This is a genomic window from Leptolyngbya iicbica LK (assembly GCF_004212215.1).
Classification (GTDB): domain Bacteria; phylum Cyanobacteriota; class Cyanobacteriia; order Phormidesmidales; family Phormidesmidaceae; genus Halomicronema; species Halomicronema iicbica.
Map to the genome: position 1 here is coordinate 1 of NZ_QVFV01000016.1, position 12,230 is coordinate 12,230.

7 protein-coding genes are annotated in these 12,230 nt (G+C 52.1%); 5 read left to right on the plus strand and 2 right to left on the minus strand.

Annotation, left to right across the window (positions count from 1 at the left end):
* The first annotated feature begins 16 nt into the window (after nt 1-16).
* Both DYY88_RS23840 and DYY88_RS23845 read left to right on the plus strand, forming a co-directional pair.
* Nucleotides 17-172: an adenine nucleotide alpha hydrolase family protein gene (locus DYY88_RS23840; RefSeq protein ID WP_302849270.1), complete on the plus strand. Its 156-nt coding sequence runs from the start codon at nt 17-19 to the stop codon at nt 170-172.
* A gap of 285 nt (nt 173-457) precedes the next feature.
* Entirely contained in the window at nt 458-2,431 is a 1,974-nt protein-coding gene (locus DYY88_RS23845) for a CHASE2 domain-containing protein (RefSeq protein WP_242517668.1), read from the plus strand.
* Between the two features lie 158 nt (nt 2,432-2,589).
* On the opposite strand, the gene DYY88_RS23850 is transcribed toward DYY88_RS23845, so the two are convergent.
* Nucleotides 2,590-2,838 carry a DUF1653 domain-containing protein gene (locus DYY88_RS23850; RefSeq protein WP_130199589.1) on the minus strand — a complete coding sequence of 83 codons (249 nt, stop codon included), beginning with the start codon at nt 2,836-2,838 and terminating at the stop codon, nt 2,590-2,592.
* Between the two features lie 430 nt (nt 2,839-3,268).
* On the opposite strand from DYY88_RS23850, the gene DYY88_RS23855 reads away from it, so the two are divergent.
* Nucleotides 3,269-7,321 carry a CHAT domain-containing protein gene (locus tag DYY88_RS23855; protein WP_165390140.1) on the plus strand — a complete coding sequence of 1,351 codons (4,053 nt, stop codon included), beginning with the start codon at nt 3,269-3,271 and terminating at the stop codon, nt 7,319-7,321.
* Nucleotides 7,322-7,877: 556 nt separating this feature from the next.
* On the opposite strand, the gene DYY88_RS23860 is transcribed toward DYY88_RS23855, so the two are convergent.
* Complete coding sequence (locus DYY88_RS23860; protein WP_130199591.1) at nt 7,878-8,132, minus strand: hypothetical protein; 255 nt, start codon at nt 8,130-8,132, stop codon at nt 7,878-7,880.
* A gap of 706 nt (nt 8,133-8,838) precedes the next feature.
* Between DYY88_RS23860 and DYY88_RS23865 the strand changes: the two genes are divergently transcribed.
* Nucleotides 8,839-11,247, plus strand: a complete 2,409-nt coding sequence (locus DYY88_RS23865; RefSeq protein ID WP_130199592.1) for a pentapeptide repeat-containing protein — start codon at nt 8,839-8,841, stop codon at nt 11,245-11,247.
* A 233-nt stretch (nt 11,248-11,480) separates the two neighbouring features.
* The gene (locus DYY88_RS23870) at nt 11,481-11,951 is read left to right on the plus strand and encodes a hypothetical protein (RefSeq protein ID WP_130199593.1); all 471 of its coding nucleotides are present in this window, start codon (nt 11,481-11,483) and stop codon (nt 11,949-11,951) included.
* Nucleotides 11,952-12,230 lie beyond the last annotated feature (279 nt).

Sequence of the window (12,230 nt, forward strand, 5' to 3'; positions counted from 1 at the left end):
GGCCTGGAAAGAAAACATCGACGTCATTTTACTCGGGGCGAGCCGAGAGGGATTATTGACTCAAGCAATCAAAGGCAACATTCCAGAGGCGATCGCTCGTCGAAGTCACTGCAACGTTATCCTCTTCCGAGGCAATAGCGATGATGCAGGCGCGCTATCAAGCACAAGCTGAAAATTAGTTTTGTGGGGGCGCGACGCGCCCCCACAAAACTAGCTTTATTAAAGCGCTATAGGCGAAGGCGTCATTTTGGGTATTCTTATGCCTACTGGGGATCGGTTCACATCCGGTTCGTAGAGATTCATCACAATCGTCCAGAAACAACCTCCTTAGCCTTGAAGACAGTAGATGGATCTCATTGAGGTTCAACAGTCCCGTTCCCCGAGGCCCAGTTTCTCATGTGAGCGGTGCTCCAGGTTTCGCTCAGCCTTCCATGCCATCGCTTTTTAAGTAACCTCCGTGAGACTGATTCGACTCTATCAACGCCTCGTCGAACGGATTGAAGGCGCGCATCTGCCAAGGATTCCTGAAGCGCTATCTGCGATCGCCATGACCAGTCTGGCGGCTACAAGCCTCATTTTGGGGCTGAAGCAGCTCAGCAAAGTCGAATCCCTAGAGCTAATGGCCTACGACCGCATGATGCAGATGCGGGGCGATGCTCCTCTGGATGAGCGGCTGCTGATTGTGGGCATTAACGAGCGCGACATCGAAACCCAGCGCGTCACCCCTCCCGATCAAATTCTGGCGGGTGTCCTGCGAACGCTCCAGCAGCATCATCCCCGCGTCATCGGCTTGGATCTTCACCGCAATGCGCCACAGCCCCCCGGTTGGGACGATTTGCTGGCCCAAATGCAGGCTGAGAACGTCGTTGTGATAACCAAGTTGGGCGATACGGTTGAAAATACCATTCCCCCGCCGCCAACCCTGCCCCCGGACCAAGTAGGGTTCAATGATCTGCCCATCGACCCCGATGGAGCCGTGCGTCGTAGCTTGCTGCTTGGCTCCAATCAGGATGGCGTTTTTTATTCCTTTGCGTTGAGGCTGGCGCTACGCTATCTGGCAGACGAGGGCATTCAGCCCCAGGGCAGCGCGGCCAATCCTGAGTATTTGCAGCTGGGAGAGTCGGTCTTTGTGCCGTTGGAACCCAACGCTGGAGGCTATCACCGCATCGATAGCGGTGGCTACCAGATTTTGCTGGACTATCGACGGAATGAGGCGATCGCCCCTCATATTTCGTTGACCGACGTGTTAGAAAATCGTTTTGACCCCGATTTAGTCACCGATCGGATCGTGCTGATCGGAACGACCGCCACGAGCCTGAAAGATTTATTTTTCACGCCATACAGTATGGGCCAGCAAGATGGACAGAAAATGGCAGGGGTCGAAATTCATGCTCAGATGGTCAGTCAGATTCTAGATGCGGCCCAGGGGAGCCGACCGCTGTTTTGGTTTTGGCCCCTGTGGCTTGAAATCTTTTGGATGTGGATCTGGGCTGTTGGGGGCGGCACGATGGCCTGGTTTGTGCGACGCCCCCTCGTGCTGGGTTTGGGCAGCGTTGCTCTCCTGATTGGGGTGAGTGGGATTGGCTATGGGGTCTTTCTACACCACGGTTGGATTCCCATCATCGCTCCTGCTCTGACCCTAGGGTTAAGCACTGGAACGATCATCATGTATCGGGCGCAGCAGGCCCAGCAGCAGCAAAAGATGGTGATGACCCTGTTGGGACAGAGCACGTCACCTGAAATTGCTGAAGCGCTATGGGAATCGCGCGATCGCCTCTTGCGGTCGGGGAAGTTGCCGGGGCAGCGACTGATTGCGACGATGCTGTTTTCAGACATCCGAGAGTTCAGCACACTGGCTGAAAAACTGCCGCCCGAAGACCTCTTGGACTGGCTCAACGAATACCTGGATGAAATGGTCGGAGCGGTCAAGGAGCACCGAGGCATTGTCAACAAGTTCACAGGGGATGGACTCCTAGCGGTGTTTGGAGTTCCCGTACCCCGTACGACCCCTGAAGAGATTGCCCACGACGCTCAGCAGGCCGTCAGGTGTGCGCTTGCGATGGGCGATCGCCTCGCTCAGCTGAATCAAGACTGGACCCGTCGCGGACTTGCCAATGCCCGCATGCGAGTGGGTATTTTTACAGGCCCGGTGGTGGTGGGCAGTCTGGGGGGGCAGGATCGGCTGGAATACGGAGTCATTGGCGATAGCGTCAACACAGCAGCACGGTTGGAAAGCTGCCTCAAAACACGACAACCTGGCATCTGCCGAATTCTGATCGCCCACGAAACCTTAGAACACCTGCACAACCAGTTTCAGGTCGAGTCCTGGGGCGACGTTGAGCTCAAGGGTAAGGAACTGCTGGCTGATGTCTATCGGGTAATTGGCCCCGCCGGTGGGGATGATTCCGCCGATGGAGACGCCGTTCCTTAGAGAGGCCTGATGCTTGTGACGCCAGCGATATCACGTTGCAGTCTTCTATAGCGCTCTGCAAGCATGGCCAGCACAGCTTGTTTTGTGGCGGCGCACAGCGCCGCCACAAAACAAGCTACGGTTCATTAAGCTGCACACTGCTATAGTCTCGCAATTTTCTAGTCTCGAACTTTCTGAAAATAGCAAATCTTGGTGTCGTCGCCGTCGCCCAACGTTGCCATAAACTCGTCTAAGGGCATATGCCACATCGATTCGGGATTTCGAGCATCTGAGTACACAACGTATTCTTTCTGAGTATCGGTGTTTTGCTCTAATCTGAGAATTCGAAATTCTTGCCCCGTGATGTAAAGCCAGGTTTCACCCGGTTTGGGCTTCGGACGTTGGGCATATCTATCAGCTGTTTGCATAGCTGTTACCTAAACGGTGATCAGGACTATTCAAAGCTTAGCGAGAGAATTGTTAAAAAATGGTTGCGCTCGCGTCGAGTTTCAGTGAAGATGCGAAGCACATCAGGGAAGTATGTCAGAGACCGGATGGATTGATTCCATTCCATGAACTTTTCCGTAATTTTGCTGACATCTTTGTAGATCGGTCGTATGGAGGGTTAGCCTCTTTCTATTCCCTGCCGATCGATTCTCTTCAGCGAGATGTTCTCTTCACATGGGGTTTGTTCAGAAGTTTGTGTCGATGTGCACCTTTGTCCCACATCGACACAAACTTCTGAACGCTCTCTCACAGGGGTTTCCAGGAGGCTAAGGGAGAGTCTGACAACCCTCACCTCCGACCCCGTGCAACCCAATGCTAGAAGAAAGCGCCGCTCTCTTAGGAGTTCCCACCATGTTTCTGAACCATATCTTAGGCGTGTTCTGTCTACCTCCGCGACGGATGGTGTCCAAGGGCTGTCGTGGCTCTGCTGTAGAACCGCGCACGGTGGCGACCTTCTCAGGGGCGCGAATCTGGACGATTCGTGCGGTGGGACTGATGGGAAGCTTGATTGGAATGGCGATCGCCACGACTCCAGCGCAGGCTGACCCGGTTCCAGCCAACGACGGCACAGGCACCATTGTGTTGCCTAATGGCGATCGCTTCGATATTGAGGGGGGTCAGCTTTCTGGAGACGGGGCCAATCTCTTTCATAGCTTTGAGCAGTTTGGCCTGAGTGAAAATCAGATTGCCAACTTCCTGTCCAACCCAGAGATTCGCAACATTTTGTCACGGGTGGTTGGGGGTGATGCGTCGCTGATCGACGGCGTGATTCGCGTCTCGGGGGGCAACGCTAATCTATTCCTGATTAATCCCGCTGGGGTGATTTTGGGTCAAAATGCCCGCCTCGATGTGCCGGGGTCCTTCACCGCAACGACCGCGACGGGCATCGGCCTGGAGGGGGGCTGGTTTGATGCGCTAGGGGACAATGACTACGCCGCATTGGTGGGTGAGCCGACAGCGTTCATTTTTGCCACGGCCCAACCCGGAAGCATTATCAACGCTGGAGATCTCAGGGTGGCCGAAGGCCACTCCCTCCGTTTGCTTGGCGGCACTGTAGTGAGCACAGGCGACCTGACCGCACCGGGCGGCGAGATTTTAATTGCAGCGGTGCCGGGGGAGTCTCTGGTGCGGCTGAGTCAGGTGGGACACGTCTTGAGCCTGGAAGTGGAGCCGCTTTCGGGCAGTGCTGCTGCGTCTGAATTGACGACATGGTCTATGCCCATCGCCTCCCTCCCAGAGCTGTTGACCGGCGGTGAAGCGGCTGGGGCGACTGGCATCCAGGTCAATGCCGATGGGTCCGTCGCGTTGACGAGCTCGACGCCGAGTATCCCCGACCGCCCTGGAATCGTGGCGATCGCCGGACAGGTTGACGCCTCAGACTCAACGCCCAACGGCGTGGGGGGTAATGTGGCGATCGCGGGCGGTGAGATTGGCCTGCTGGAGGCCAACATCGATGTGTCGGGCACCACGGGCGGTGGCGTGATTCAAGTCGGTGGGGATGAGCGCGGTCAGGGACCGTTTCCGACGAGCGATCGCACCTATATCAGCTCTGGCTCAAGCCTCATCGCCGATGCGTTAGAGGCGGGTGACGGCGGGCGCATCATTGTCTGGGCCGATGGCTCAACCGATGTGTTTGGCTCCGTCAGTGCCCGTGGCGGTGCGACCTCGGGCGATGGTGGGTTCGTCGAGCTTTCGGGCAAGGACACGCTGATCTTTTTGGGCACTGCCGACCTGGGAGCCCCCAACGGACAGTTGGGCACCCTGCTGCTCGATCCTGAAAATATCGTCATCGTCGACGGCACGGGTGGGGCCAACGATGCAGAGCTGGCGGATGGCGAAATTCTGTTTACCGACAGTCCAGGAGCCACGTTCACCATTTCTGAAACCGTACTGGAAGGCATCACGGGTAATGTCGTGCTGGAGGCCGCGAATGATATTACCATCAATGATTTAGCCGATAATCAGCTCACGTTTTTAGCCGGACCAGGGACTATCACGTTCCGGGCCGATGCCGACTCCAGCGGGGTTGGGGATTTCTCGATGAACGTGAATGACTCCATTGCCACCGCAGGCCGGGATATCAGCATTTCTGGAGCCAGCATCACCACAGGCGACATCGACACCGTGTCATTTGTCAGTGAGTTTATTGGCCCCGGCGGGGATATCCAGCTGAATGCCTCGGGCGATATTGTGACGGGCAATCTGCTCACCTTCAGCGACTTTGATGAGGCGGGTTCCGTCACGGTGATCAGTCAGCAGGGCGATGTGCAAACGGGCTTTATTGACGCCAGCAGTGACTTTCAGGGGGGTGATGTGACTCTTGAGGGAGACACCGTCCGGGTTATCGGCGAAAGCTTCGATGGCTTTTCGATCAACACCGCAGGCGATCTGTTTGGGGAATTCCAACTCCCCGACCCCCACGGCGACATCTTCATTCGCCATGCCGGAGGAGCCGACAACGATCCGTTCATCGTCGGCGACGCCAGCATCAACGGTTCGACGGGTGCCTTTTTCACGGGTGAATCAACCCTTGCTCCAACACAAGAATTCGACGTAGAGCCCAGTGGCGGCATCGCCCCTGGCACCCCTGCTCGGATCACAATTGAGTCCGTCAACACCCCTCCAACGGTGTCGGGGCCAACCCTCTTCACCACTGAACAAGACCAGTCTGTGGCTATTCCGATCTCCAGCTTCCTGCCGGATGATCTGAATCAGGACAACATCGAATTCACCATCGACACCATCGCCCCCGGTGCAACCTTGACGCGCAATGGGGTGCCGGTTACGCCCGGCACCGTTGTGAGCGCCAGTGATACCCTGGTCTATACGCCGCCCGCAGGTGAATCTGGAACCTTCTCTGCCTTTACCCTCAGCGCCAACGACCGGGTCTCCGTCTCCGCTCCCGTCGCGGTCAGTATCCAGGTGAACGAGACTCCCCCACCACCGCCACCACCGCCACCGCCACCGCCACCACCGCCGCCACCGCCACCACCGCCACCACCGCCACCACCGCCAAACGGGAATGGCGATCCCGACATTCCTGACGAGACGGGGCCAGCCCTTGTCCCAGACCTTGAAGGCGAGCCCTCCAGGAATCCGTCCATCGAAGATTCGCCTTACTCACCCACAACGGACCCATCACCCGTTCTGGACACCTACGTCACCTCTATAGAACTGGAGTTTGTCCAGGATTTTGTTGACTACTTGGGGCTGACTGACCAGCCCGAGGTCACGACAGCCGATGAAGCGGAAGACATCGCTCGGGTGATTGAAGATGCGACGGGAGAAAAACCCGCCTTTATCTACGTCAGCTTTGTGCCCGCAGCACTCGATTTGCTTCCGGGTGAGCGGGAGCCCCGCGATAGTGACCAGCTGGAGCTGGTGGTAATCACAGCACGGGGCGGCATGTTTCGGCAGCGGGTGCCCAATGCAACCCGTGCCCAGGTCTTGGCCACGGCCAACCAATTTCGCCAGCAGCTGACCAACCCCATTCGGAGCGATCGCCACCGGGCCGCCTCTGAGCAGCTCTATGAGTGGATCATTGCGCCCATTCAAGATGAGCTACAAGCACACGAGATTACCAATCTGTCTTTCCTGGCCGATGTCGGGTTGCGATCGCTCCCCTACGCCGCCCTCTACGATGGGCAATCGTATCTGGTCGAGCAATATAGCGTCGGTCTGATGCCCAGCCTTAGCCTCACCGACACTCGCTATGTCGATATCCGGGATGTCGATATGCTGGCGATGGGAGTCTCAGAGAGCACCCAGGGCCAGACACCCCTCCCCGGCGTTCCTGTGGAATTGTCGACCCTCGTGTTTGACGTGTGGCGCGGCAGCCTGTATTTGAATGAGAGCGCCACCATTGACAACCTGAAAGAAATCCGAGAACAGCTACCCTTCGGCATCATTCACATGGCCACCCATGCCGACTTCAAAGCTGGCCCCATCGGTGATTCTTACATTCAGCTATGGAATGAACGGCTCCAGATGGACCAGGTGCGTCAACTGGGCTGGAACGACCCGCCCGTGGAAATGCTGGTCTTAAGTGCCTGCCGCACCGCCCTAGGCGACGAACAGGCCGAACTCGGCTTTGCTGGGCTGGCGGTGCAAACGGGTGTAAAATCGGCGATCGCCAGCCTCTGGTATGTCGACGATACGGCGACGACCGCGCTGATGGCCCAATTTTATGGCGTCTTGAATGCGGCACCGATTAAGGCTGAAGCGCTGCGGAGAGCCCAGATTGGCATGATTCGAGGGGATGTATACATTGAAGATGGCAAGCTCTATGGGCCAGGAATCCCCGAGGGGATTGATCTGCCGCAGGAGAGCCTAGACCTGAGCAATGCAGACCTGTCGCATCCCTATTACTGGTCTGGGTTTACGGTTGTGGGCAATCCCTGGTAAGGCCGTCGGGACAGCCACAGCCGAAGGCAACCGCATGGGTGGGCGATCGCCCACCAGCATTGCCGCGAGCCAAATGAGACATATTGAGGCGCTGGACATACGTCAAATTGCCCAGCATTCTAGCGGCTAGAGTCACGACTCCAGTCCATATCGGTTCGCGTCGAGTGATTCACTCCACGTTCCGAGCAAATTTCTCCACGTTTCGAGTCATTTGCTCGGCGCCTCGAGTCATTTTCTTGAAACGCCAAGTCATTTGCTCGACATTCCGAGTCATTTTCTTGAAACGCCAAGTAATCTGCTCGACGCTTCAAGTCATTTGCTCGGCGCTTCGAGTCATTTGCTCGGCGTTCCGAGTAATTTTCTTGAAACACCGAGTAATTTTCTCCAAGTTCTGAGTGATTTTCTCGAATGACGGAGTGATTTTCTCGGAATGGCGATCGCCATTCCGAGAACTGGGCAAAAGTCGCCTGAGTGTGGCGCGCTCAGAGTGCCGCGCAAGCCCGATTTTGCATGACGCTGAGTGCCCACAAAACCGGGCCATCAAACCAACGCGACGTTATGAGGGTGGAGTGGGATGATTGCCCAATCCTCGCATCCGCTTCGTGAGAATCCGCATCACCTCATTGGGGTTGACGGTGGGCAAGGGCCGCGACCACTCGTGGGTCTCGGCGTAGCGCAGCAGATACATCTGCATCACATGCTGATCCACCGCTTCGGGAGAACCCACCGCGATCACGCGCAACACATCAGGCCCGTCGCTAGACGACAAGAAATCACCCAGCCGATGGGGCGGGTTGGGATTGTGAATCATTGAGTTTTACGCTCCTAAGTTCAACAAGTTAGGAGCGCTTAAACAACACGCCATCCCGCAAAATCGCATCGCAAAGCAGGATGGCTGTAGGAGTTAAAATCATCCATAGCCTCCGATTCTGCTGTAGACAGAGTTTGGGGTTAGTCTCCTGGTCGTGTTGGCGCACTTCTGGGAGACGCGCGCGTGTTTAAGCGCTTAGTGGTTGAGCATACCCGATGGTGTCAAAGGAAACAACCGTATTAGGGAAAAAAGTTGGAGAGGTATTGGCGTTTGCGTAGCATGGGCAGAGCGCGATCGCTTTTGCGCAGGATTATCGGGTAGAGGCGCGTTTGCGTAGCATAGGCAGAGCCCAATCAAGTGTTGTTTATTTAGTGTTGTCTATTTATGGAAGACGGCCTAAACCTTTCTGGATAACTCCGGTATAAAGGATATTATCCAGACAGAATCTGGATAACTCCGATATAAGGGTATTATCCAGATCCAATCTGGATAACTCCGATATAAGGGTATTATCCAGATCCAATCTGGATAACTCCGGCAGGAAGGGTATTATCCAGATCCTGTCTGCTGAATAATATAGTTAGCTTGCTTTCGGCGCAGTGTTATCGAATTGCTGATAGCGAGATGATATGTGGTTCAACAAACAAAATATAAAGGCCGATTCTTAAATACCTTAGTACAGACAACCTGACTTATTGCCCCTAATATGAAAGCAACTGAAGTCATACAAAGCTATATCAAGGGAGAACGAGATTTTCACAAAGTCAATCTCAGAGGTCAGAACTTTCAGGGTACAAATCTATCAGAGGCAGATTTCCGGGGAGCTGATATCCGAGGGGCCAACTTTACTGATGTGACACTTAAGGGTGCTAACTTTACTAAGGCAGAGGCAGGGTTGCAAAGACGCTGGACGGTGTTGTGGTTAGGGTTGGCGTTTATATCTGTTTTTGTATTAGGTGCTTTGAACGCTTTATTCTTCAAAAGTTTCGCGATCTATTTTTCAACTGGTTCTGTCGAAAGTTTTGTTGCTGGCTGTTTGAACTTGGGTATATGTTTTGCTTTTAGTTTAACTGCCATAAAGCGAGGATTAGTGGTGGCTCTTAGTTTTGTTGGGGTCACATTCGTTGTTTCATCAGTAGGGATATTTATATTTGCAGCTGCAGTCATAGCCACAATCAAATTTGAAAACCCAGTCTATGGAATAGTTATAGGAATAGTTGCAATTTTAGTTGCAGTCATAATTTTAGTTGCACTCATAGACAAAATCCCAGGCGCAGACATACTACCAGCTACATCAGGCATGGTGTTAGTGCCAGTCGCAGCCATAGTCGCAACAGTAGGAGCTTTAAGCATCGGCTTAGATTTAACTGTGATCCTAGCCATAGGCCTAGTCGTAACCTTAGCAGCATTTTTATTCGCAGTTGCAATTACATTTACGATCACAAGCATATTTTTAGCTATAAGCGCAGTTACAGTTGCAGTTCTAGTCACAGTTACCTTTTTAGTTGCAGGTGTAACTGCAGGTTTGGTCGTAGCTACAAGTGCAATTTTAGGTGCAGTCCTAGCTGCAATTACACTTACAAATATCGAAAATATACTTACGAATACACTTGCACTTGTAGACATACCTGAAGACATTTTCCAGCTCAACGGGATAGAAAACATAGGCATAGGCATCGGCGCAAACACAGTCATATTCTCGGTCTTATTTATCTCGCTGAATCTTTATATTGCTTGGCGAGCATTACAGGGAAATCCTAAAGATACCTGGGTGCGTTCAGTAGCAATAGCCGTAGCAGCGATCGGTGGTACAAGTTTTCGAAGTGCAGATCTCACCGATGCTAATTTTGTTCAAGCTCAGCTTAAAAGCACCGATTTACGTCGAGCTGTCCTCACTCGCACCAATTGGCATAAGACTACTAAACTGGACTGTACTCGCACCTCGGATACGATTCTGGCAGATGCTACTGTGCGAGATTTGCTGGTAACTCATCGTGGTCAGAACCAGTCATATGTGGGTTGTAATCTCAAGGGGGCAAATCTAACGAGTGCAGATTTGAGCAATGCTGACTTGACAGAAGCGGATTTGAGTCAGGCTACTTTGGAAGGAGCATGGTTAGAATGGGCTAATCTCACTAAGGCCCAGGTATTAGGTACCAATTTCCATAGGGCCAAGCTCACAGGCACCTGTTTGGAAGCATGGAATATTGATAATACTACCCAGTTAGACGGAGCAATCTGCGAGTACGTTTACCTGCTCAACCATCATCAGGAACGCCGCCCAAACAGCGGTAATTTTCAGCCCGGTGAGTTCACCAAGCTATTTGAAGAAGTGCTTGACACTATCGACTTCATCTTTCAACAAGGCATAGATTGGAAAGCCTTCGTAAAAGCTTTTGACAAAGTTCGAGTTGATAATGATGGGACGGAATTAACCATTCAGAGCATTGAAAATAAGGGGGATGGGGTTATTGTTGTTCGAGTTGACGTTCCTCCCAATACTAATAAAGAAAAAATCCACAGTGACTTCAAGCAAGCTTATGAAGAAATTCGTCAACAGCTTGAAGCTCAATATAGGCAGCAGTTAAATGCCAAAGCTCGAGAAATAGAGATTTACGAACAGCAAAGCGTTCAGATGTGGTCAGTTATTAACCGCCTTGCTGAACGGCCTCCCGTGTCAAATATTGAAAATATCTTGGGGAATAAAGTCGTGAATGACCAAAGCCAAATTTTTCAGGGTAACGTGAGCATCAATGCTCAAAACTCGGTAATAAACCTACGCGATATCATCGGTCAGGTAAGTAACAAGATTAATCAATTACCCGCGGACCCCACTCCTGATCACCCTAGTCTTAAAAACCTTCTAACTCGTCTTCAAAGTGCTATTGAAGATGATGATGAACTCAGGGAAGACGAGAAGATTGAAGCTTTAGCGGAAGTTGGAGAGCTTGCCAACGCTGCCAAAAGCCCAAAAGAAAGCGCAATGCAAAAGGCAGCAAAAGGAGCGATGAATGCTTTGAAAGGTATTGCTGCTAGTCTCTCAGATGTATCAAAATTAGCTTCCGCCTGCAAAGAATTATTACCGTTAATTATGACTGCTTTTGGTCTTACGTGATGCTAACAACACAAGCCACATTGCAAGTTTTTTGGTGAGGCAAGCCAGCTAACACTGCGTGGCAGCGGACGGAACAGAGGTTGTCAATAGATGTTCAATGTGGCTTGCCGCCGCTGCACTTCACCGTTAGACCTTATCCTTAAAAGTAGTAAATAGTTATTTGTTGTATGTTAAGCATGCCGCTCCTATGGGATACGTGAAAATGTCGAGGTTTTTGCTGGGAGAAAACTTGAATGGCAGATGAACACATAAAGGCAGCAATTGAGGTTTACACACGACAGCATGAGTTTTATGCTGAACAGACTGCTCTCGCCCTTCAGTTTCCAATAAAACTAATCCTTACCCTCAACTCTTCGGCTGTAGCTGCGTCGTTACTGCTTGTAAGAGAAGCTATTGGGAGCAATACAAAACAGCCGATAATTGACGCAGTCAGATCTTCATTTTGGGCGTTTGGCGGTGGGATAGTTTGCGTATTGATTGCAAGTTGGTTCCAATGGCAGCTCTATGCTTTCATCATGCATCGAAAGAGAACATTGCTAAGAAATGCAATAAGTGCTGCCGACTGGAATGCAGCCATGTCTCCCTTCTATAATGAGCCAAGTGCTAGCTCAAAAACTTCACTACATAACTGGTGCTTCGTTTTTGTCGTCTTATCTTTCGTATCTTTTCTGGCAGGCGCATATATCCTTGGAAGCAGATTATAAGCGTCTTTTAACCAAAGCTTACATGAGATTTCAAATCAATATCTACTCGTACTAACTTGCTCAAGTTTTGTTCCGTAGTCTAACAACTCAAATGCAACGGACATGACAAAATTGATTCTAAGCAGGCCAATAATGTTTACTGCCGCTGATTTGAACCGTTAGACCGCTGAATCTTGGTTGGGACGCAACTTGAAACTTGTCTGTGTGTTAAGCAGCTATTCTCAACTCCCCTCGTAGTTTCCATTCAAATCATGAAAGTGATTTACAAGATAACTTATC

Coding starts and splice junctions, on each gene's coding strand:
- DYY88_RS23850 (WP_130199589.1), bottom strand. CDS start 2,838: ATGCAAACAGCTGATAGATATGCCCAACGTCCGAAGCCCAAACCGGGT.
- DYY88_RS23855 (WP_165390140.1), top strand. CDS start 3,269: ATGTTTCTGAACCATATCTTAGGCGTGTTCTGTCTACCTCCGCGACGG.
- DYY88_RS23860 (WP_130199591.1), bottom strand. CDS start 8,132: ATGATTCACAATCCCAACCCGCCCCATCGGCTGGGTGATTTCTTGTCG.
- DYY88_RS23865 (WP_130199592.1), top strand. CDS start 8,839: ATGAAAGCAACTGAAGTCATACAAAGCTATATCAAGGGAGAACGAGAT.
- DYY88_RS23870 (WP_130199593.1), top strand. CDS start 11,481: ATGGCAGATGAACACATAAAGGCAGCAATTGAGGTTTACACACGACAG.